Annotated in this window: 18 protein-coding genes; 16 read left to right on the top strand and 2 right to left on the bottom strand. The window is 33.9% G+C overall.

The window, feature by feature from the left end:
- The first annotated feature begins 20 nt into the window (after window positions 1-20).
- From AC58PV_RS04250 to rfbD, 8 genes are all read left to right on the top strand, one after another.
- Window positions 21-5,342 carry a glycosyltransferase gene (locus AC58PV_RS04250; protein WP_497431035.1) on the top strand — a complete coding sequence of 1,774 codons (5,322 nt, stop codon included), beginning with the start codon at window positions 21-23 and terminating at the stop codon, window positions 5,340-5,342.
- 610 nt (window positions 5,343-5,952) lie between these two features.
- The gene (locus AC58PV_RS04245; RefSeq protein ID WP_497431034.1) at window positions 5,953-6,510 is read left to right on the top strand and encodes a hypothetical protein; all 558 of its coding nucleotides are present in this window, start codon (window positions 5,953-5,955) and stop codon (window positions 6,508-6,510) included.
- Window positions 6,511-6,579: 69 nt separating this feature from the next.
- On the top strand, window positions 6,580-7,665 hold the full coding sequence (locus tag AC58PV_RS04240) for an acyltransferase family protein (protein WP_497431033.1): 1,086 nt from the start codon (window positions 6,580-6,582) through the stop codon (window positions 7,663-7,665).
- A gap of 179 nt (window positions 7,666-7,844) precedes the next feature.
- The gene (rfbA, locus tag AC58PV_RS04235) at window positions 7,845-8,744 is read left to right on the top strand and encodes a glucose-1-phosphate thymidylyltransferase RfbA (protein WP_497431032.1); all 900 of its coding nucleotides are present in this window, start codon (window positions 7,845-7,847) and stop codon (window positions 8,742-8,744) included.
- A gap of 33 nt (window positions 8,745-8,777) precedes the next feature.
- On the top strand, window positions 8,778-9,347 hold the full coding sequence (gene rfbC / locus AC58PV_RS04230) for a dTDP-4-dehydrorhamnose 3,5-epimerase (protein ID WP_497431031.1): 570 nt from the start codon (window positions 8,778-8,780) through the stop codon (window positions 9,345-9,347).
- A gap of 525 nt (window positions 9,348-9,872) precedes the next feature.
- The gene (cysC, locus tag AC58PV_RS04225) at window positions 9,873-10,481 is read left to right on the top strand and encodes an adenylyl-sulfate kinase (protein WP_497431030.1); all 609 of its coding nucleotides are present in this window, start codon (window positions 9,873-9,875) and stop codon (window positions 10,479-10,481) included.
- A 75-nt stretch (window positions 10,482-10,556) separates the two neighbouring features.
- Window positions 10,557-11,579 carry a dTDP-glucose 4,6-dehydratase gene (gene rfbB / locus AC58PV_RS04220; protein ID WP_497431029.1) on the top strand — a complete coding sequence of 341 codons (1,023 nt, stop codon included), beginning with the start codon at window positions 10,557-10,559 and terminating at the stop codon, window positions 11,577-11,579.
- Window positions 11,576-12,421: a dTDP-4-dehydrorhamnose reductase gene (rfbD, locus tag AC58PV_RS04215; protein WP_497431028.1), complete on the top strand. Its 846-nt coding sequence runs from the start codon at window positions 11,576-11,578 to the stop codon at window positions 12,419-12,421. Before rfbB ends, rfbD begins: the two co-directional genes overlap by 4 nt.
- A gap of 122 nt (window positions 12,422-12,543) precedes the next feature.
- Here the strand turns inward: rfbD and cysC (AC58PV_RS04210) are convergent, their stop codons facing one another.
- The gene (cysC, locus tag AC58PV_RS04210; protein WP_497431027.1) at window positions 12,544-13,179 is read right to left on the bottom strand and encodes an adenylyl-sulfate kinase; all 636 of its coding nucleotides are present in this window, start codon (window positions 13,177-13,179) and stop codon (window positions 12,544-12,546) included.
- A gap of 76 nt (window positions 13,180-13,255) precedes the next feature.
- On the bottom strand, window positions 13,256-15,127 hold the full coding sequence (locus tag AC58PV_RS04205) for a sulfotransferase domain-containing protein (RefSeq protein WP_497431026.1): 1,872 nt from the start codon (window positions 15,125-15,127) through the stop codon (window positions 13,256-13,258).
- Between the two features lie 214 nt (window positions 15,128-15,341).
- On the opposite strand from AC58PV_RS04205, the gene AC58PV_RS04200 reads away from it, so the two are divergent.
- The 8 genes from AC58PV_RS04200 to AC58PV_RS04165 all read left to right on the top strand — a co-directional run bounded on the left by AC58PV_RS04200 (window position 15,342) and on the right by AC58PV_RS04165 (window position 24,032).
- The gene (locus tag AC58PV_RS04200; RefSeq protein ID WP_497431025.1) at window positions 15,342-15,998 is read left to right on the top strand and encodes a sulfotransferase; all 657 of its coding nucleotides are present in this window, start codon (window positions 15,342-15,344) and stop codon (window positions 15,996-15,998) included.
- Window positions 15,999-16,071: 73 nt separating this feature from the next.
- Window positions 16,072-16,746 carry an acetyltransferase gene (locus AC58PV_RS04195; RefSeq protein WP_497431024.1) on the top strand — a complete coding sequence of 225 codons (675 nt, stop codon included), beginning with the start codon at window positions 16,072-16,074 and terminating at the stop codon, window positions 16,744-16,746.
- A gap of 1 nt (window position 16,747) precedes the next feature.
- Window positions 16,748-17,635 (top strand): beta-keto acid cleavage family enzyme, encoded by an 888-nt coding sequence (locus AC58PV_RS04190; RefSeq protein WP_497431023.1) that lies wholly within the window; start codon window positions 16,748-16,750, stop codon window positions 17,633-17,635.
- On the top strand, window positions 17,632-18,822 hold the full coding sequence (locus tag AC58PV_RS04185) for a DegT/DnrJ/EryC1/StrS family aminotransferase (RefSeq protein ID WP_497431022.1): 1,191 nt from the start codon (window positions 17,632-17,634) through the stop codon (window positions 18,820-18,822). The genes AC58PV_RS04190 and AC58PV_RS04185 overlap by 4 nt, the downstream gene beginning before the upstream one ends.
- Before the next feature lie 9 nt (window positions 18,823-18,831).
- Window positions 18,832-20,628 (top strand): glycosyltransferase family 2 protein, encoded by a 1,797-nt coding sequence (locus tag AC58PV_RS04180; protein ID WP_497431021.1) that lies wholly within the window; start codon window positions 18,832-18,834, stop codon window positions 20,626-20,628.
- A gap of 53 nt (window positions 20,629-20,681) precedes the next feature.
- Complete coding sequence (locus tag AC58PV_RS04175) at window positions 20,682-21,644, top strand: glycosyltransferase family 2 protein (RefSeq protein WP_497431020.1); 963 nt, start codon at window positions 20,682-20,684, stop codon at window positions 21,642-21,644.
- A gap of 108 nt (window positions 21,645-21,752) precedes the next feature.
- Entirely contained in the window at window positions 21,753-22,619 is an 867-nt protein-coding gene (locus AC58PV_RS04170) for a glycosyltransferase family 2 protein (protein ID WP_497431019.1), read from the top strand.
- A gap of 6 nt (window positions 22,620-22,625) precedes the next feature.
- Complete coding sequence (locus AC58PV_RS04165) at window positions 22,626-24,032, top strand: undecaprenyl-phosphate glucose phosphotransferase (RefSeq protein WP_497431018.1); 1,407 nt, start codon at window positions 22,626-22,628, stop codon at window positions 24,030-24,032.
- The last annotated feature ends 15 nt before the right edge of the window (window positions 24,033-24,047 follow it).

Raw genomic sequence — 24,047 nt, 5'->3', positions numbered from 1 at the left:
ACATTGTGTGGAGGATAGTGATGAAAAAAATAGTAGTAGTTTTAGGTATGCATAGAAGTGGAACTAGTGCATTAACAAGAGGTATTATCGAATTAGGTGCTTTTCCGGGAAAGGATTTATTACAACATCAAGAGACTAATGAACTTGGACACTTCGAAAATAATGAGATTATTAATATAAATGAAATGATGTTATCCGATTTAGGTTATTCATGGCATTCAATAGATAAATTTTTTATTGATACTATTGGCAATGCTGTAGAAATATTAAACACAAAATATTTTAGAAGAGCAAGAATGATAATAGAGAGTCTATTAAACCAGAGTGACTTTATAGTAATAAAGGAACCTAGGATTATGGTGTTATTGCCTTTTTGGATTCAAGTGCTCAGTGATTTTGAACCTGAAGTAGAAGTGCAATATGTATATATCCATAGAAACTATGGAGATATTTTGCGCTCTCTGATTAAAAGAGATGGATATACGAGTGATTATGCCGAAAATATGATTTTGCTTTATAACTATGCTATGTTTAAATGTTTAAACCAGAACTTTTATGCTGTTTGTTACGCTAATTTGTTGGAGGAGCCATATTGTGTTTTGCAGGGATTATCGAAGTTTCTGAGTGTAGATGAGATAATTGATAAAGTCGCACTGAAAACTTTTTCAGAAACTTTTTTTGATAAGAGACTTGATCATTCTAGCGACGGTAAAAGTACTCTTAAAGAGTTTAAAAATGATAAATTTGTAACGATACTAAACACACTTGTAGCCGATATCAATGCAAATAATAGTGTTATCACTTTGGATAGGATTCATACCACAAACAGAGAAATTACAAAATTGTTAGAAACACATTTGTTTCTAACAGATGATTTTGTATTGTACTATTCGCCTGATTTGAATTTTACCGAAGAAAAAAAGAAATTTAAAATATATCAAACTAAAACAAGAAATACCATTAGGTTTTTCTTAGAAAATGATGGCTTTGTTAAAAATCTTCGCCTTGATTTATCTTCAAACATTAGCTTTATTTCAATTTATAGCATTAAAATTAATAATAATTACATTGATTTAAGGAACTTGACAGGGAATTTTGTAAGTAGAGATAAAAACAGTTTTATTTTTACTACTAAGGATCCCCAATTTTATATTTACGATTATTTTGAAATAATACATGAGATTGAGGTCGATTTCATAACGGAAAATAAAAAAATTGATTTTTTTGCAAAAACACTATCTGATAATTACAATGAATTGAATATTGTTGTAAAAGAGTTGAAAAACAATTTAGAACTGTACGATGAACTAAATAAAAATAATAATAAAGAAATTATCTACTTAAATAATGCACTGGATCATCATGAAACTATCGTGGTTGCATATCGTGAGGAAATAGAAAGCAAGAATAAAGAAATAAAAAGTAAGGATCAAGAGATAGAAAGTAAGGATCAAGAGATAGAAAGTAAGGATCAAGAGATAGAGAGCCAGAATCAAGAGATTAGAAATAAGGATCAAGAGATAGTAAGTATGGGTCAAGAGATAGAAAAAAAGAATCATGAAATAGAAAAAAAAAATCAAGAAATCACATTAAATATTTTTAAGTATGCTGAAGACAAATCAGATTTCGTTAAACAACTAATGAGTAACACAAGAAAGAAAAAAGGGTTATTGGACAAAATCAGAAAGTGGAAAGTATCATACTATATCTTTAAAAGCAAAAAATTTGATGTCAATTATTATTTAAATAACTACGACTCACTCTACAAATTTGATAACCCAAGATTTACACAATGGCGCAATTCAAAGTTTAAATTCTTGAGGGTGCTTTCCAAAAGTATTAATCATCCTATTAGACATTATGTTTGGCATGGAGTATATGATGGTTCGAATCCTAACCCAATGTTTGATACACTATATTATTTGGAATGTAATCCAGATGTATTGGCAAAGGGTATTAATCCTTTTTACCATTACATTAAATATGGTGTTTTTGAAAAAAGAAATGGGGCAATTAGGCCATTAGACGAAAGATCAATAACAGACTATAACAAAATAATGGAATCTAATCTTTTTGACCCAGAATATTATTTATATAGGAATATTGATGTAAGAGCAGCTGGGTTAGACCCACTAACACATTTTTGTAGTATAGGTTGGCGTGAAGGTAGAAATCCATCTGCTAATTTTGATATTAAATTTTATTTGGATAAATATACAGATGTAAGAGATGTCAATATAAATCCAGTAGTTCATTATATTGATTCGGGGAAAAATGAGAATAGGGAAACAATAAAAGTTAATAATCTTAAGGGTGACAAAACGATTGTTTTTGTTGGGCATGAAGCGGAACGAACAGGAGCACCAATAGTATTGTTGGACTTGATAAAATGGTTTAATAATAATACAGAATACAACGTGAAAGTAATCCTTCTAAGAGGAGGAGAAATTCAAAATAAATACTTTGAAATAGCTGAGACACTTGTTCTTGATAACAATTTTGATCAAAGCAACATAAACGATTTTATCCCATACAATTCAGTTGTTTTATTAAATACAATAGTTGCTTTTAGAATATTCGATAGTTTATATAATAATAAAAATTATAAGGTTCTAACGTATATTCATGAACTTGAGAAAACGATTCGAATTTTTCCGAAAGAACTGGATTCATTGAAAAAAAATGCAGATGTTATTTTAGGTGCTTCCGAAGCGGTTACGAATAACTTGCTATTAAATCATGGTGTAAATCCGAGAATTATTGAACCAGTATACGCTTTTATTGAGCCACTCAATATTATTAAAACAGACAATGAAAAAATAAAGTTTAAAAAATTTCATGATATTCCATTGAATTCAAGAATTGTCGTCTCTTGTGGAACTGTATATTATAGAAAAAATCCAAAAGGGTTTATAACTGTTGCAGAAAAGGTTTTGAGCCAGAATCCTGATTTTTGTTTTATATGGATTGGAAATGGTGAAGAAAAAGAAGAATGCATTGAATTAATCAGAAAGGAAAATTTATCTGAAAAAATAAAATTTATTGGCACACTAGAGAATACTAGAGAATATTTTTCTAATTGTGATATTTTCTTGTTGCCAGCAGTTGAAGATCCATTTCCACTAGTTTGTTTAGAGGCAGCTGAGTGCAGTATTCCTATTATTTGCTTTGATGAAGCTGGTGGAATGCCAACATTTGTAGGTAATGATTGTGGAATTGTTGTGCCATTTCTAGATTACGATAAAATGGCTTCTGCTGTTTTGGAAATGTCAAATAATACTTTAGCAATTGAATTAGGAAAGAAAGCTAAAGAGAAAGTTCTTGCAAAACATACTGTTAATAGAGCGTCACAACAAATAAAGAAAATAATAGATAGTGAATCAAAGAAAAATCCACTTATAAGTATAATTGTGCCTAATTATAATTATGAGAAATATTTGAAACAAAGATTAGATAGTGTTTATAATCAATCATTTAAAGACTTTGAAGTAATTTTATTAGATGACAGCAGCACAGATAATAGTATTGAAATATTAGATGAATATAGAAATAAATTCCCGGAAATAACAAAAACAGTCTATAATTCTGTGAATGCTGGTAATGTTTTTGAACAATGGAAAAAAGGATTAGAGCAAGCAAAAGGAAAATACATTTGGATTGCAGAGGCGGATGATTATGCGTCAGAGGACTTCCTGAAAAATGTATTAGCGCCCTGTATGATTGATGAAGATATTGTTTTATCATATTCGAATTCTAATGTAATCGGTTCAAATAATGAGTTTTATAATACTTATGATAATGTTCCATGGTTGACAGACATTGATTTATCGAAGTGGAAAAATGATTATATTACATTAGGCAAAGATGAGATCAATACAGCTCTAGCTATAAGATGTACAATTCCAAATGTTTCAGCAACTTTGATAAAGAGTGATGCAATATATATAAGCTTAGCTAAAAGTCTAGATTTCGTAAAAGCTGGAGATTGGATCTTTTATATCAACATTGCGAGATTAGGAAAAATTTCTTATATTTCACAACCACTCAATTATCATAGAAGACATAATCAAACTGTTACAAGTTCAAAAGGCGATGAACTAGGAATAATAGAAATAAATAAAGTTCATAAGTATGTTAGTGATACTTTTATATTAGAAAATAAAACTAAACAAATTATGGTTGATCTTGTTAAAAAAGAATATGAAATATATTTTCAAAGAGGATCTGTAAATTTGAGTTTTGAAAAACTTTATGATGAATCAAGTGTATTACCTAATAATACAACTAAAGTGAAATCTGTGGCTTTGTATATGCGAGGACTAAATTTTGGTAAGGGCGGAGCCGAAAAAATATTAATTAGAAAGGCAAACTTATTATATGAAAACGGTTTTGATGTAGTAGTAATAAATAGAACTAATGTTAATTCTGATTTGCCCTATGACTTAAATCCCAATATTGATGTGATCCATATAACGGAAACGGAAAAAGTGTCAGCTATTCTAAAAAATAGAAGTATATCACAGTGTATTGTATTTGGCATTGGTCATGATGATCTAAATATAATACAAGATTTGAAAGAAAATAAAATGAAAACCATTTATTCCATGCATAATTGTGTTGAATTTTTCGATTCTTCCCCTGGATATAAAATCCATATGAAGTCGATAGGACTTAGTGACAATGTGTGTGTAATTACAAATAATTTTAAAGATGAATATATTAAGCGTAATGTAGATGAAAATAAGATATTAGTAGTTCCTAACATGGTTACAAAACCTGATTCAAAAGAACCAAAATTGAATTTTTTAAGAGAAAGAAAATATATTATTACAGTAGGAAGATTAACAGAGCAAAAACAGCAAAGATTACTTATAGAAGCTTTTTCTATAATCAAAGATGAAATTGAAGAATATGACCTAATAATAGCTGGTTCTGGTTCATTAGAAAATGAGTTGAAAACATTGGTAGAATCAGTTGGCTTAGAAGATAGAGTTTCATTTTTAGGTTCTGTTGACAATATTGGTTATTACATGAGAAACTGTGAGTTTCAGGTTATCCCCTCGAAATTTGAAGGGTTTTGTTTAGTATTATTTGAAGCTGCATCTTTTGGAAAATTATCTATAGTATTTGAAGAATGTCCTCCATTTAGTGAATTATTTAATGAGGATAGTGGTATCGTTTTGGTAAATAAAATGAATGCAATTTCATTATCCGAATCGATTTTATCTACTATAAAAAATAATTTACTTGAGAAAAATTATGATAAAATGTTGAGACTATTTAATGAATATGAAGAAAATACCGTTATAAAAAAATGGATTGGTATATTGGAGGATAACTAAAATCTTAAAATGGGAAGTTTAATTATATTAGCCTCAAAATAAGGTCGAGAATAATATGGGAATTTTGGTAACGGCAATCATTCGTAATGAAAGACGGTATCGAATTTCCTAAAAATATTTTCCGATTATTGCTACAATCTCGTAGTTTTATGAAAGTATTAAGCAGCTAGAAAGAGATTATCTTGCAATTAGGTTTACATAAGACAGGATCATCAAGTATCCAAGAGACTTTGTTCTTAAAAAAAATTTGAATTGGTCCTTGGCGATTTATAGCACCTTGTGTGATGATCCTACAAAATATCATGGGAATATTCAGCTCGGGTATAGTTCTGCTCAATTAATTAATCTAAATAAAAATAATTTAAAGAATGAAATTGCTGAAAGTAAGTTTTCAAAATTATTGCAGGTGAAGATATTTTATTACTTTCATTAGATAATTTAAATTAAGGTGATTATACATGCAAGACGATGCTTTACTTCAAATGTAAGAAATTATTGGATATCTGAAAAGTTGAGGGATTTAGTTTTAAGAAATATTTGCAGGTAAAATTAAAGAAAAAGAAAAGGGCTGGTTCTTTGAACAGGCTATGGAGGTAAATTAGGAGGGACAATGAAAAAGAGTATTATTTTGATTCCAATTTTATCACTAATCACCGTGGCTTTATTATTCAAAACTTATTATATTACAAAAGAAATAATTGAAGTGCGTTTTTCTTCTATTGATAATGGAATAGAATATCAAGTTTATTATTCTAATAGTAATGAAGATTTTAGCGAAAAAAATTCGGTGAAATTACAATCTCAAAAAAACAATGAGTTAACTGAAAAAAAAATATTGATCGAAAGTCCAAAAAAAATTGATAATTTGCGTTTTGATGTCGGTTCGAATCCAAGTGAGTTTAGAATAAAAAATTTAATGTTTATTGGGAATAAAACAATAGTACCTACTTTCGAAGATTTTAACAATAAAAAAAATGACCAGATTACAAATTTAACTAATTCAAATGGCATTATTAACTTCAAAACAACTGGAAATGATGCTTTTTTTGTTTTTAATAATATTGATTTGAATGAAATAAAAAGTCAAGGATTTAAATTTGAGATATTTATAATGTTAATCATTATTACACTATTCTTTTATACGATCTTGTATAAAATTTTAAAATAACTTTTATAAATATTAATCAGCAAAAGGTCTTAAATTTTATGAATAAGTTAAATTTAGAAAGGAATAAGTATGTTCAATTTATTTAAAAATAACCAAACATTAAAGGATTCTATTAATGGTCGTGAGAATAATTTTGATTTGATTAGGTTTATAGCAGCAATTTTTGTCTTGTTTTCCCATTCATATCCACTCTCATTAGGACCGGATGCCTTCATCCATGATCCATTATATAAATTAACAAATGGTGTAGAATCTTTTGGATCTCTCGGTGTAGGGATTTTCTTTGTTATTAGTGGATATTTCATTACCCAGAGTTTTGAATATAGTTCAAATATTTATTCGTATCTTAGAAATAGGTTCTTGAGAATCTTTCCAGCATTAATATCAGTAATTCTACTTTCAATTCTTGTAGTAGGCCCTATTTTTACAAGTTTGAGTCTTAAAGAATACTTTATCAGCAATGAAACTATCGGATATTTTCAGTCTGTTATGTTAAATACTATGCAGTATACTCTACCAGGTGTTTTTGCTAATAATCCATATCCAAGTGCGATAAATGGTTCTTTATGGACACTTTGGTATGAAGTATGTTTTTACGTTATAGTGGCTGTGCTAGGTAGTTTAAAAGTAATAAAAAAACCAATAGTTCTCTTAATATTTATTTTTGACTTGGGACTATTCTTTCTATTGAATAAATTTTATTCATCATCTATTTTGTTTCAATATATTAACCTTTTCACTTATTTTTCAATGGGAATGGTGATTTATGTTTTTAGAGGGAAGATAAAGATCGTTGGAGTATTGGCGATTCTTTCTCTTATAATATTGGTAGGATTAACATACTATGGACAATATAGAATTGGATTTTTACTATTTGGATCGTATTTAATATTTTACTTAGCAGTAGGTGCAAAAAAAGTATTTAAAAAGTTTCAGGATAATGGTGATTTTTCTTATGGGATGTATATCTTTGCATTCCCAGTTCAACAAATAACTTCTCTTATATTAGGGAGTTCAATTACACCTAAATATAATTTTTGTATCTCTTTTATTTTTACTTTTAATTTAGCATATATCTCTTGGCATTTAATTGAAAAAAAGTTCTTAAAATATAAAAACACTAAAATTAGTGTAGAAAAAATCGAAAGAGCATGATAATTAATTAATATCAGCGATATTTAATAAATTCATATAATAGGCAAGCTGGCTGTAAACTTATCAGGGGGGGTGTAGCTTTAAGAGAGTAACCTTAAGTATTAGAGTTTTCCCCTGAATGAGTAAGATTATTAAAGAATTTAAAGCAAGAACGAATGATTTAAATAGGAGGTTTTCATGTGAAAGGCATCATACTTGCAGGCGGAAGCGGGACAAGACTCTATCCCCTTACAAAAGCCATTTCAAAACAAATTACCCCTATATACGATAAACCAATGATATACTACCCACTATCTGTTCTCATGCTCGCAGGTATTACCGAAATATTAATTATTTCTACACTCAGAGATCTACCAATGTTTAAAGAACTTCTTCAAGATGGTAATATTTACGGACTTGAGTTGTCCTATGCAGTACAAGAACATCCAAATGGCTTGGCAGAAGCATTTATCCTCGGGCAAGATTTTATTGGAGATGATGCCTGCGCGCTTGTATTGGGAGATAATGTTTTCTACGGTCATGGTCTCACTAACATGGTTCGAGAAGCCGTTGGAAGGATTCATGGGGCTACGATATTTGGTTACCAGGTTAATAATCCTATTGCATATGGTGTGGTTGAATTTGATGAGGATGGAAAAGCCATTTCTTTAGAAGAAAAACCTAAATATCCGAAATCGAATTATGCGATACCAGGGCTATATTTTTATGATAATACAGTTGTTGTTAAGGCTCGGCAAATCAAGCCTTCTGCAAGAGGGGAATTAGAAATTACAGATTTAAATCGTATGTATCTTGATGAAGGTACTTTAAATGTTATTAATATGGGTAGGGGAATGGCTTGGTTGGATACAGGTACCCATGACAATTTGCTGGACGCAGCTAATTTTGTGGCGACAGTTCAGAAGCGACAAGGTTTATACATTGCTTGCATTGAAGAAATCGCGTACCGAATGGGCTTTATAAATAGACAACAATTAGTACTTCTGGCTAAACCGTTAGAGAAAACAAACTATGGACAGTACCTTAAGAACCTAGCTGAAGACACTGAAATGATACCCAGTGACTTCAATGGAAAATGAAGGTACTCAAGGGAAGTCGAGGAGTGAAAACTCATGACCAAGTTTAACAAAATTGAAACAGGTATTAAAGAACTTGTTGTAATAGAACCCAAAGTATTTGGAGACCACAGAGGATTCTTTATGGAATCCTACAATCATAAGGAATTTGAAGCGATTGGCTTAAGCATGAATTTTGTTCAGGACAATCACTCAAAGTCAATAAAAGGGGTACTAAGAGGCTTACATTTTCAAACAAAGCATCCTCAGGGAAAGCTGGTTAGAGTAACTAAAGGCAGCGTATGGGACGTTGCTGTGGATCTCCGAGAAAATAGCGAAACCTACACTAAATGGTATGGTATTCTACTTTCTGAAGAAAATAAAAAAATGTTCTATATACCCGAAGGATTCGCACATGGGTTCATCACTCTGGAAGATCAAACGGAGTTTATGTATAAATGTACGGATATTTATTACCCTGAGTATGAGGCTGGAATCCGATATGACGATGATCAAATTTCGATCCAGTGGCCATTTAATGAGTACGGCATAAATATTGAACAGATTTTGCTTTCAGAAAAAGATGGGAAGTTGCCGTCATTAAAAGAATATTGGGAGAAGAAATAATGATTGATTACAGCAAGAAGTTCGATTGCACATGCTTATAACTTCTTCCGTGGGAGACTATTCTTCCGCGGCTCTCGTAAAGAAAGCAGCAGAGGCTTGGCCAGCAGATTATTTCTATTACGGACCATTACACTTTAGACGGGATTACAGAAGCTCAAAGGATTGGTTTTGAGGCTGGAGGAGTAGAGGTAATTGCTAGGGTAGAATCAAGCTCTAAATACAAGGGGAAAACGAATGAGAATGGAATCGGCGCTTGCCGATCACCATGGAGGATGTTTTGGAGTTTAGCAAGGTGGTGTCATTGCACTTCCCCAAAGGGTACATAAACGATTATCTATCTGGATTTGATGAGTGTTTGGCAGATGGGAAGCCGTGTGCAATGTTAAAACCATAATTACACCATAAGAAGCTATAATGGATTGAGTTGTTTCTCATCTAAAACCCTATTAAATGAAGAAAAAACTTAATGATTTCAAAGAGGATATTGCCATAATATGGGATAAATGAAAAATGAAAAGGAGGTGTATGATCATAGAAATTTCATCAAACAACTTAATTTTTCATACATCTACGATCAATAAAAAAAATCGTAATGAACTTAATCAACATAAAAGTTGTGTATTATGGTTTACAGGATTATCTGGTTCTGGGAAAACAACTTTGGCAAATGAAGTTGAGAAGCAACTCTTCTCAAGAGGAATTCGCACTTATATTCTCGACGGAGATAATATTCGTCTTGGTCTTAATAAAAATTTAGGCTTCAGTGCAGAAGATCGACAAGAGAACATCCGTAGGGTTGGAGAGGTTTCCAAGCTATTTGTGGATGCTGGTGTTCTCGTTCTATCAGCATTTATTTCACCTTATCAGGCAGATAGGGAAATGGTTAGAAACATGTTTGACGTGGATGATTTCATTGAAGTTTACGTTAACTGTTCCTTAGATATTTGCGAGCAGAGAGATCCCAAAGGACTATATAAAAAAGCTCGTAAAGGAGAAATCAAAGAATTTACTGGAATTTCTGCACCTTACGAGGTGCCAGTTTCGCCAGAACTGAATGTAGAAACAGGAACTCTTCCACTTGCTGAATCAGTTAAACTTATTATTGAAAGACTGATTGAAAAGCAATTCATTTAATAGAGTACAATTGAGAAGTATCATGTCATATGATATTGGTTGTAGTATAACTCTAATGAACAAGGGGATTTCATAATGAAACTTTTAATTACAGGTGGAGCTGGGTTTATCGGCAGCAACTTCGTTCACTATATGCTGGAACGATATCCGAACTATGAAATTATGAATTTGGATGCCTTAACCTACGCAGGGAATTTAGAGAACTTGACTTCGATCCAAGCAAGAAAGCAATACATGTTTGTTCGCGGCAATATTACAAATCCCGATCTGCTGAACAGTTTGTTCGAAAAAGGAATCGACACGGTTGTTCATTTCGCCGCGGAGTCACACGTGGATCGTAGTATTCTTGAACCGGACGTATTTGTGAAAACGAACGTCCTTGGTACTCAGGTTCTGCTGGAGGCTGCTAGGAAGCATTCTGTTAAGAAATTCGTCCATGTCTCGACCGATGAAGTATACGGATCTCTTGGTGAGACAGGTCTCTTCACAGAAGATACACCACTTTCACCGAATAGTCCCTATTCAGCCAGTAAAGCAGGATCTGATCTATTGGTACGCTCATACCACGAAACGTTTGGACTAGATGTGAATATCACGCGTTGCTCCAACAACTATGGTCCCTACCAATTCCCTGAAAAGTTAATTCCTTTGATGATTGCCAATGCCTTAAGTGACAAGGCTCTGCCTGTTTATGGAGACGGGCTTAATATTAGAGACTGGCTTTATGTTGAGGATCATTGTAGTGCGATCGATTTGGTTCTACATAAGGGAGTTAGCGGTGAGGTTTATAATATCGGTGGAAATAACGAGCGAACGAACATCCAAATTATCCAAACAATCCTTCGTGAGCTAGGGAAGCCTGAGTCTCTGATGCAGTTCGTTAAAGATCGTCCAGGACATGATCGTCGTTACGGTATTGATGCCACAAAAATTACAACAGCGTTGGGTTGGAGGCCGAAGCATAACTTCGAGACGGGTATTCAGGAGACGATTCATTGGTATTTGAACAATCAAGACTGGTGGAAACGAATTCAGACGGGTGAATATCAAAAGTATTTTAATGAGCAATACGGTTTTCGTTTAGGTCAACAAGCATGAGGATCGTCGTAACGGGTGCTAATGGGCAGCTTGGACAAGATATTGTAAAGTTGTTAGAAGCTCAGCATGAGGTTCATGGATTAGGGAGAGAAGAGCTCGATATTACGAATGAGGGTCTTTCATTAGATGTAATTCAGCGTATATATCCAGAAGTTGTTATCCATAGCGCTGCTTTTACGGCAGTTGATCTTGCGGAGACTAATGAAGAGGATGCCTTTCAAGTAAATTCAGATGGGACCAGAAATCTAGCAATTGCTGCTGAGAAAATCGGGGCAAAGTTCGTATACATTAGCACGGATTATGTCTTTGATGGGAGGGCTACGCATTCTTATAGTGAGGATGACACCACAAATCCACAGAGTATATATGGAAAGTCCAAAAGAGCTGGAGAACTCCATGTTCAAGACATCTCGTCAAAATATTATATTGTAAGAACTTCTTGGGTCTATGGCGAGTACGGAAAGAACTTCGTGAAAACAATGTTAGAATTATCTAAAACTCGTGATTCAATAAAGGTTGTAAGTGATCAATTTGGATCACCAACATACACAGTCGATCTTGCCTTATTTCTTCAAAAACTCATTCAAACAGATCGTTATGGCATCTATCATGCCTCCAATTCAGGTGTTTGTTCCTGGTATGACTTTGCTTGTGCCATTTTTGAAGAAAGTGGTATAACGATGAAGGTAGAGCCCTGTACAACGGAAGAATTTCCGCGACCTGCTCCAAGACCTCGGAATTCGGTTATGGAGCATGGGGCAATACGAGCAAATGGATTTGAAGATTTACGTGCATGGCGGGAGGGACTCAAGGCTTTTCTAAAAAGAATAGAGGAAGCTTAGCAGGCGATGAGAGCTATCAGTATGCTTAGGTGCATAGTGGTGGCTTTTTTTGATTCGAATTTCTTGCTGGAATATGTCGTTTTGTTTTAAATACAATGTAGACTTGCTAAACACAGGCATTTCTAATAAAAGTCAATGGATAATAATTCACTCAAAATATATTTTTGTTGCACCAGATATGTGATCACTTGCTTAACGGATGTTCTGATATCTTGTTTGTTCGTATCAATCGTTAGATCAGGATCATCTGGTTCTTCGTAAGGGGCAGATATTCCAGTTAAATCTTGAATTTCCCCTAATCTTGGCTTCTTGTATAGTCCTTTAGGATCTCTTTGTTCACATATGTCTATCGAACATTCGATATAGACTTCAATGAAATCCCCGTGGGGATGCATGGATCTAACTATATCTCGATCTTCTTTGTATGGGGAAATAGCGGATGTAATAACAAATAAACCACTGTCAACCAACAATTTGGAAACTTCACTAATTCGTCGAATATTTTCCTTCCGATCAATTGGATTAAAGCCAAGATCCTTATTCAAATCGTGCCGGAGATTATCCCCATCTAATACGTAAGAGCGTATTTCATAATTGTACAGTTCTCGCTCTACCTCAGTTGCCAATGTAGACTTTCCCGCACCCGAAAGACCCGTAAACCAAAGCACACAGCTTTTATGATTATTTAGTCTTTGACGATCTAGTTTTGTTACTTTAGCATTATGCCATCTGACATTTGGTTCGTCTATCTTCATCATTTTCCTTCCCTCCTTGAATGCATGTTAGTAGTTACTGGTCTGTTAGAAAGTTGTAAATGAAATGCAAAGGCAAATCTTAATCCCAGTCATATTTTTGATCTATTAATTCAAACAATTTTTGATTATGGGGATGAAAATATGCACCTAATAGCTCTCGTGTTTGGGGATCCATAGGTTCATATTCACCTTGATTCAAGGGATCGTGATGAAATTCAAAATTAGATACGCCAAGAAAATTTGTCACTGCATTCATAGAGCTTGGAAGACTGCTGAAAAATTCCTCGTAATTTAAAATTAAAATTTGATCTTTAGGAAAAAATTTGTACCACTCTTGCAGCTGATCTGCATAAATTCCACGGTTTAAATAAGAATAATGTTGATAAGTCACACTATTGTAATTCGATTCACTTTGAAACTTTTCGAAGTCTCCGGCTATTCTTTCTTCCTCAATGTGTAGAGCATCTTCAAAGCTTAATACTTCTCCAAGGTTACGAACAGCGTGGTGATAATGAGAATAAGCCCTATCAATTGGATTTCTTAACAGAACAATAATTTTAGTTCTCGGCATCATTTCATATATACGTTTAGCAACATTAGGATGAAAAATATAATAAGGTGTTGCTTCACCAGTTAGTTGACGATTACCAGTTTTCAAAGAAGGAAATTGATCAATATACCAATCTTTCCCTTTATCAAAATTTACATCAAAATAATGAACTTCCTTGGTTACTGCTGCTTCAATATGGGGATGCTGGGATAAATAATGATAGAGTGCAGTTGTTCCTGCTTTTTGCGCACCTATAATTAAGAAATCTGGGTCAACTTTGGGGTTATACTGATGATTAGTAATGTACACTTGTTTATTGAACCTATTCAAAATCCAGTTGAAGAATTTCATTTTATCATAGTTGTTGCCCTTAAAAAGTTGATGCTTCAGTCTATTTATTATATGCACAAATTTAAATAATTTTGTATGCGCATGTTGAATTGATTGAGTGATCGCTTGATCAATAATATGACTTGACTCTTTACGCAATTGGCTCAACTCTTGTGCGATTTGCTGATGGGATTGGTTTTGTTTATTCAACTCATCAATCAATTGTTTATCTTCTTGGACCTGCTGGTTTAACTTTTCAAATTGTATCAACCGAGTATTATAGTAGCTGTAACATTCATTACTGTGAAAAACATTTTTCTTAGATTTTAACATATATGTGAAATTTTTGTATAAACGAGTAACTCTTTCTCCAGAATAAAGATTTAATTCATCAACTGATGATTTACTATGTCTTAATTCTGTTTTAATGTCCTCACTAATCTTTGTTTGTAATTCTTCATTAAGTTCAATACCCGTAAAAGATGCAAGTTTCCCTACACAGTCCAAATTTTCTTCAATAAGAGAATCGTAAAATAATACTAATTTGTTGTAGCCTTTCGTATATTCAATAACATTTATCATATAGTAATGCCATATAGTAATGCCTTTTTGTAGTTGTATTTCGTTTCGTTTTAATAAGGATTTTGCAACATCAAGTGGGTTTCTTAGTGTAATGATATAGTTTACTTCAATTTCTAACACATCGTAGATTTCATTCCAAAGTGGTAGCAAAATACAAGTACGCGGATCTTTAAAGCCCCAAATTGGAATGCTTTCAAATTCCTTGCTAATTAATTCAATCAAATGATGTTTATATTGTTCTATCTCGGGATTATGTAGCCAATTCTTCGGTAAAGGAGCGAGGCTGTCCCATTTTCGGTCCAAGGCTGCCAATATTTTTTCATGCGTTTCTACGATTCCGCTATGTTCCCAATAACCTTCTGGATTATCTTCCCAAGCAGCAAGCATATCTTTATCTTTTCCAATATATAATCCTAAATTATTTAGTGTTTTCATTAACATAGAAGTACCACTTGTATGCATGCCTAACACACATATTGCTTTTTTCATTAAATCTCTCCTCAAGTTCATCCGATGAATATCTGGTTGGGTTAAAACAATGAACTCATCAACCGCCGGTAACCTTATTATACGGAATTGAAATCAGTAATTAAACGACACTTTCTGACAATTATTTCACATTAAACGGCTTTGTTTGTTGATTCAGTGATATAATGAGGAATTAGATAGTGAATAGATAGAAATTTTAAAGGATGAATAGTCAATGGATAATAATTCAACCCAAAAATTAAGTGTTGTAAATAATGACAAAAAGGTGTTTTGCATTGGACTTAATAAAACAGGGACGACTTCTATGGAGAAATTCTTAAATGACTTAGGGTATGAATTAGGTAATCAAGCTCAAGGTGAATTGCTAATTAATGATTGGGCTAAAAGAGATTTTAAAAATATTGTGAAGTATTGCGAGAGTGCCCAAGCATTTCAAGATATACCTTTTAGTCTGGATTACACGTATCAGATCCTGGATTATGCTTTTCCTAATTCGAAATTTATTCTTACGATCAGAGATTCAGCGGAGATGTGGTATGAATCGTTAACAAGGTTCCATACAGAGATTGTTGGAGCGAAAAGACTTCCTACAGCAGATGATTTAAAAGCGTTCGAGTATAGATATAAAGGCTTCCTATGGTATGTACAAAGTGTAAGATTCGGAATTGATGAACAAACATTATATAACAAGGACATATATATTAAGTTCTACAATGATTACAATAAAAGAGCTATGGATTTTTTTAGGTTTAGGGAAAATGATTTTTTGAAGATTAACTTGTCAAATGAAGATAGCGCTGAAAAAATATGTGGTTTTCTGGATATTTCATTTAATGGTCAACAAATGCCGCAGTTGAATAAATCAACTTAGACAAATATTAATGTGTTAAGAGGGGTTTCAATTTTACAATAACCAGTAAGAATATTAGAAAGGATGCAAGCATATGGGCAATTCAGTAATCGTCTGCGGAGGTAAAGTGTTAGCAGAAATGTTATATTATGATTCTTTAAAGCATCCAGACTTTAAAATAGAAGCTTTTGCGCAAGACGAAGCATACTTGGATGGATCTAGCGACTATTTAGGGCTGCCGGAAGTAGGGTTGCGTGAAGTTGTCGAATATTATCCGCCTGCATCCTACGATATGATTGTATTGACAACTTCCTATCATGATATGCGAAACAGAGAAGGCTTGTACAGAAAAGCAAAAGAATTAGGATACCGTCTCCGGAATTATATTAGTCCATCCAGTATCGTTTCTCCAAATATCGAGATGGGGGAAAACAATATTATTTTTGAGCAAGTTTTCATAGGTGCTAATGGGCGCATAGGTTCATGCAATACAATTCGGCAACAAGTTTATTTAGGACATGATTTTAACTTGGGAAATAATAATGTGATATCGCCAGGCTGTAAAATCGGCGGCAGGTGCCGCATCGAGAATAATTGTTATATTGGGATCGGTGCTACAGTTATAAATAATATTACAATATCTGAGGAGAACCTAGTTGGAGCTGGCAGTGTTGTCATTAAGAACACAGAACCATTTTCAAGGAATGTCGGAAACCCAACCAGAGTACTAGGTTATCATCAGCAAGAAGGATTAAAGGTGATTCTATAATATGGAGAGAATTATTGTAAACTTCACACCAACTGGCATGATACCCCAGAAAAACGATACCCCTCATATTCCGATTTCACCTGAAGAAATAATCAGTGATGTTAGATTGGCTTGGGAACTGGGGGTTACTATGGTTCATCTTCATGCTAGAAATGGTGAGGATCAAACACCAAGTTATCATAAGGAACATTATGGTGAAATCATTGCAGGTATACGTCGTTTTGCACCAGAACTCGTTATATGTGTTTCTACATCAGGCCGCGCTATTAATACTTTCGAAGCTAGATCAGACGTTTTGTCTCTAGAAGGTGTTTTAAAACCGGATATGGCAAGCCTGACACCAGCTTCTTTGAATTTTAACAAAAGCGCCAGTATGAATGAACCCTCAATGATATATTCTCTAGCTGAACAAATGAAAGAAAAAGGAATATTGCCTGAATTGGAGCTATTTGATTTGGGTATGGTTAATTATTCGAATTATTTAATCGCGAAGAAGTTGTTACCCCCTCCCGTTTATGCCAACTTAATATTGGGGAATATTGCAAGTGCTCAAGCAGATTTATTGCATATTGGATGTATGATTAAGGATTTCCCGCCAAACACAATCTTCTCGTTAGGAGGGGTGGGACAAGCTCAATTAAAAGTGAATTCGTTAGCAATTGCAATGGGCTGGGGTGTACGTGTTGGTCTGGAGGATAACTACTGGTACAATGAAGAGCGATCAAAATTAACAACAAATTTAGAACTTCTAAAAAGAGTCCACAATATTATTTCGGCAAATGAGAAAGAGGTAATGTCATCAATTGAATTACGCCAAAAACTAAATCTGGAACCTGGTTTCGGGCGATATGGTGTTGCAGGCTCCCATTCAGTAAAGGATTTAGTATGAAAGAATTAAAAAATATTAATGATTTAGGTATAAGTAATGGGATTCCCTTTTTTGAAAAACCTTTATTTGTTGGTCGTCCGAATATAGGAGATAAAGAACTGTTATTTCAATACATAGATAGCATATACGAAAGTAGGCAACTCACAAATTTTAGCCCTCTCGTTAAAGAATTTGAAAGAGAATTAGCAGGCTATCTTGGTGTAAAACATGTTATTTCTACATGTAACGGCACTGTTGGGCTAGAAATCGCTATACGTGCACTGGAGTTAAAAGGTGAAGTTATTATACCGTCATTTACTTTTATTGCAACTGCGCACGCGTTGAAATGGCTTGATATCGAGCCTATATTTGTTGACGTCGATGTAAATACGCATAATATTAACCCTGAATGTATCAAAGATGCAATTACTCCTAAAACAACAGGGATCTTAGGTGTTCATTTATGGGGAAGGCCGTGTGACGTTGATACCTTAGCACAAATTGCAACTGAAAATAATTTGAAATTGTTCTTTGATGCTGCACATGCTATGGGGTCTAGTTATAATCGTAGAATGATTGGTAATTTTGGTGAGTGTGAAGTGTTTAGCTTTCATGCGACAAAGTTTTTTAATACATTTGAAGGTGGTGCAATTACCACCAATAATGACGAATTAGCAGAGAAAATAAGACGTATGAGTAATTTTGGATTTAAAGGCTATGATAATGTAATTGGTTTGGGGATCAATGGTAAAATGACGGAAATTTGTGCTGCAATGGGTCTGGTTAATTTTAAAAAGACGGATGAATATATAAAAATTAATTATGATAATTATGATACGTACAAGCAAAGGCTCTCTGAAATTCCAGGTTTAAATATTGTTAAATATGATGAAAATGAAATTAATAATTATCAATATATCGTAATTGAAATTGATGAAAGTGTATTTGGAGTAAGTAGAGACAAATTATATGACATTTTGCATAAGGAAAATGTGATCGCTAGAAGATATTTTTATCCTGGCTGTCACGATATGACACCTTACAAAGATCAAGGAATTAATGATGAACTAGATTTGATATGTACAAAAAGGTTAACAAAAAATGTTTTAGTATTACCTAACGGAACTCAAGCATCAGAGGAAATTATAAAAGGCATCTGTAAAATAATTGAATTTATTTATGAGAATCGTAAACAGATTAGCAGTTAAGGAGCTTATATGCCAAAAGTTTCTGTCATACTAACATCTTACAACCATGAAAAATATATAGGTAAGAGTATTGAGAGTGTATTAAACCAAACATATACAGACTATGAGCTAATTATTGTTGATGATTGTTCAATGGATAACTCTTTTGATGTGATTAAAGGATATGACGACGAACGGATTACAGCGATCCGGAATGAGAAGAATATGCGGCAGGAAGGTTTTTATAACGCAATTAAAAATGCGAGAGGCGAATATATTGCCATGCATCATTCTGATGATATATGGGAGAAAGAAAAGTTAGAAAAGCAAGTAGAGTTTTTAGATAAAAATGAAGAATGTGCCGCGGTATTTACTTTGGTAAATGTCATTGGTGAGAATGAAGAACCTTTTATAAAAACCGACCATTTGTATTATAATATTTTTGACCAGCGTAATAAAACAAGGTTTGAGTGGTTAAATTATTTCTTTTATTATGGTAATTGTTTATGCCATCCTAGTATTTTAATTAGGAGAGAATGCTATGAAGAATGCGAACTGTTTGATTATGGGTATGCACAACTTCCTGATTTTTTAAAATGGATTAAAGTGTGTTTAAAATATGATATTCATATTCTACAGGAAAAATTAATTAAATTTAGGATTTTTGATAATGAAATAAATATGAGTGGAGTAAGACCAGAAGTACATATTAGGGTACAGTTTGAATATTATAATATTTTAAAATGCTTTTTGAAAATACAAAATTCTTCCGATTTTATAAAGATATTTCCTCAAACTAGTAAATATGATATTAACAATGAAATGGTTATTGAATATGCATATGCAATGGTTTGCTTAGAGCTTAAGACACTAGATTTCCATAAATTATATGGTTTAAATTTGCTTCTTGAACTAGTGAACAATAAAGAAAAAGTGTTGAAAATTAAGGAACTTTATAATTATACATTTATGAATGTTATAAAAGAATCTTCAAAATATGATGTGTTTAAATGTTTACCAGAGGATTTAAAATTATTTTCACATTTATATATAGATTTTAATGATGGATTTACTGAAAAATATAAAATAACCAATTTAATCATTTCTCAAACAATGTTTTATGATTTTTCGGCGTTGTTTAGTATTAAAAATTTAAAAGAGGAAAAATTTATTGATAAGGAAGTTATTAATCTACGCTTTGACCCTGTAGAAGGACAAGCTTGCCGTTGTAAAATAGTAAATGTTGAAACTGACGGAAAGTATCACGGCATTAGATATAATAATGCGACATATGAGCAAGACGGATATGACATATTTTTAACAATAGATCCCATTTATGAATTACAAGGAGATTTTAAAGAAGCAACATATATAAAAATAGATTTTAAGCTTGAAGTTATTAAACACTATGAGTTATTAGAAATATTCAACTCAAAAATAATACAACAGATCAATAATAATAATAATGAGATAGAGCAAAAGAATAATGAGATAGAGCAAAAGAATAATGAGATAGAGCAAAAGTATAATGAGATAGAGCAAAAGAATAATGAGATAGAGCAAAAGAATAATGAGATAGAGCAAAAGAATAATGAGATAGAGCAAAAGAATAATGAAATAGAGCGAAAGTACAATGAACTAGAGCAAAAGAATAATGAGATAGAGCAAAAGAATAATGAAATACAGAGAAAGAATAATGAGATAGAGCAAAAGAGTAATGAGATAGAGCGAAAAAGTAATGAACTAGAGCAAATATTAAAATCAAGGTCATGGAGAATTACAAAGTTGATAAGAGAATGTAATAATATGTTAAAAAAAATTAAGTAGTTAAATACAGTTAGGTTGATGCATATCTAGCGGCTAGTCTTTAAGGGGATATCATGAAAATAACAAAATCCAAGGTGAGTATTCATATCGTCACCTATAATAGCTCGGAGCATATTGATAACTGCTTGGAGGCTGTACTAAAACAAACACTACCAATTGAGAGGATTATCATTATCGATAATTCCTCGAATGATGATACGCTTCAAAAGCTATTCAAATGGAAAGATCACTGCACGTTGATTGTGAACGCTCGAAATAACGGCTTTGCAGGAGGACACAATCAAGCTATTCGGATGACGGGATCAGACTATTGTTTGATTTTGAATCCAGATGTCGTGCTGGAGGCAGATTATGTTGAAAGAACGCTCCAAACCCTATTGAGTGCTCTGGATGCAGGAAGTGCTACTGGCAAGTTGCTATTCAAAGCTGATCCTACTCGTATTGACAGTACAGGCCTCATCATCAACAAAGCTCGAAGAGCTTTTGACCGAGGCGCCTATCAGATGAGCAGCGATTTTCAACACCGAGAAGAAGTCTTTGGTGTCTCCGGGGCTGCGGCTATGTACTCACGCGAAATGATCAACGACATTAGTCTCAATGGCGAATTCTTTGACGAGGACTTCTTCGCCTACAAAGAAGATGTAGATGTAGCATGGCGAGCGCAATTGTTAGGCTGGAAGGCACTTTATGAGCCAACAGCAATCGCTTATCACGAACGTGGCTGGAAAGAGGGCGGGAGGAGAAGCAAACCGCTTTTTGTAAGAAGATTATCTTATATTAATCGCTATAAAATGATGGTGAAGAACGATGACATCAAGACCGTTATGAAGCATTTCTTCCCGCTATTTCTTTATGAATGCCTTAGTCTTGTATACGCACTCATCCGTGAACCCCAATTATTAGGGGCTTGGTTAGATTTTTATCGCAAGTACCCAGAGCTGAGAAACAAAAGAAGTTTAATTAGTTCGAAACAAAAACAAGCTTCGTCTGAAGTGTATAAATGGTTTATCAAATGATTAAATAAGATTAGCAGACGCTAGTCTTATTTTTTAGGCGAAATTTAATATTCCCCTACTATTCCCGTGCTATACTAAGGGTAATCAATCAAAAAATGAGGTCATCACTTGGATTTGTCCATTATCATCGTGAACTACAAAACGAAGGATCTAACACTAGCCTGCATTGAATCGGTTTTCTCGTCAACTACATCATACAACTATGAAATCATTCTTATTGATAACGCATCTAACGATGGAACGATACAGGCAGTGAATGAACAGTTTCCACAGGTAGTCACTATCGCCAATACAGAAAACGTAGGTTTCTCTAAAGCCAACAACCAAGGCATTTGCATTGCCAAAGGTCGTTATGTCCTACTCCTGAACTCCGATACCATCGTTCAACAAGATACCATCCAAACAATGTTGCATTTCATGGACGAGAACCCTATTGTAGGGGCGAGTGGCTGCAAAATCGTGTTACCGGATGGTTCGCTCGATAAAGCCTGCAAGCGGGGATTCCCAACGCCTTCAGCATCGTTCTACTATGCATTCGGATTTGCCAAGCTATTTCCGAGAATCCACAGATTTAATCAATATCAGCTTGGTTACTTGGATCCTGACCAACAGTATCCGATCGACTCACTAGTTGGAGCGTTCATGCTTGTGCGCCGCGAGACGATCGAGCATGTCGGGATGTTGGACGAGGAATTTTTTATGTATGGTGAAGATATCGACTGGTGTTATAGAATTAAGGAAGCTGGTTGGGTGAATTATTATTATCCAAGAACTCAGATCGTTCATCATAAAGGGGCTAGCAGCCGAAGAAAGCCGTATAAGATCATTTATGAGTTCCATAGAGCGATGATTTTGTTTCATAATAAGCATTATCGTAAAAAGTATTCTTGGCTGACAAATGCCATGGTATACATAGGTGTAGGCGTGAAGTTCGGCCTGTCGCTTGCTCGAAATAAATTACGTTCAACGAGGTGATCCTGTTTGATTCGTCAGAGTCAAGGTTTCTTAACCCAACTATACGCTTTGGCTGATTTCATATGTATCCAGCTCGTGTTTCTCTTGTCTTGGTGGCTTAAGTTTAAAAGTGGTTGGATTCCATACGGCTCGCCGCTGCCTTTTAAACACTATGTGATGTGGAGTTTAATTTACGCGATTATTGCTATTTTTATCAGTTATTTGGTGAATTTCTACACACCGAAGCGAAGAAAACGGTTTTCTTTTGAGGTTTTGAAAATCATTCAAGTACATGCGTTCAGTTTACTGATGCTGCTCAGTGTGCTTTTTATCCTCAAAGAAGTCGATGTATCTAGAGCATATCTCTTGCTATTCCTGGTCAACAACATCCTTGTCATTAGCTTCTACCGTTATATGATTAAGATTCTACTTAAGCGTGCTCGGCAAAAAGGTTATAACAAACAATTTATCCTCATTCTCGGTGCTGGCTCGCTTGGCCGCAAGTTCTATACGAAGCTGAAACAGCATCCAGAGCTGGGTTATGAGGTAGTTGGGTTCCTTGATGATTACCAAGAGAAGCACGAGGTGACGTATCAGGGCTATAGACCGATCATTGGGAAGATTGATGAGTTGGAATCGATTCTGAATGATCGTATCGTGGATGAGGTCATTATTGCGCTCCCCCTGGATGCCCATCAGAAGTTCGGCAGTATTATTAATGTTTGTGAAAAAATTGGTGTCAAAACGCTGATTATTCCTGATTTTTATGACTTCTTGCCTTCGCGGCCGTACTTTGATAATTTTGCGGATATGCCGCTGATTAATGTGCGTGATATTCCTTTAGATGAATTCCGTAATCGATTGTTCAAGCGTGCATTTGATATCATTTTTGCCATTATAGCAATCCTAATCACATCTCCTGTTATGCTAGCAGCAGCTATCTCGATCAAACTCACTTCTGACGGCCCGGTCATCTTCAAGCAAGAGAGAGTAGGCCTGAATCGCAGGCGCTTCATGATGTATAAGTTCCGAAGTATGAAGAACCTGGGAGACAAGGTTTCAAATACGGAGTGGACGGTGGAGAATGATCCGCGGCGAACGAAGGTCGGAACATTTTTACGTAAAACGAGTCTGGATGAGCTGCCGCAGTTTTTCAATGTACTTTTTGGACATATGAGTGTGGTGGGGCCAAGGCCGGAGCGTCCTTATTTCGTGGAACAATTTAAAGAAGAAGTACCCAAGTATATGGTGAAGCATCACATCAGGCCTGGGATTACGGGATGGGCGCAAAGCAACGGTTTGCGTGGTGATACATCGATCGAGGAACGAATTAAGCATGATATTTTCTATATCGAAAATTGGACTTTTTTATTTGATATTAAAATTATTTGGAAAACTGTTGTTAAGGGTTTTATTAATAAGAATGCCTATTAAAATCATATCGCATTA

This window comes from Paenibacillus sp. J22FR83 (assembly GCF_059691955.1).
The sequence above is the reverse complement of the archived record's forward strand: the minus strand, read 5'-3'. Positions and strand labels throughout refer to the sequence as shown.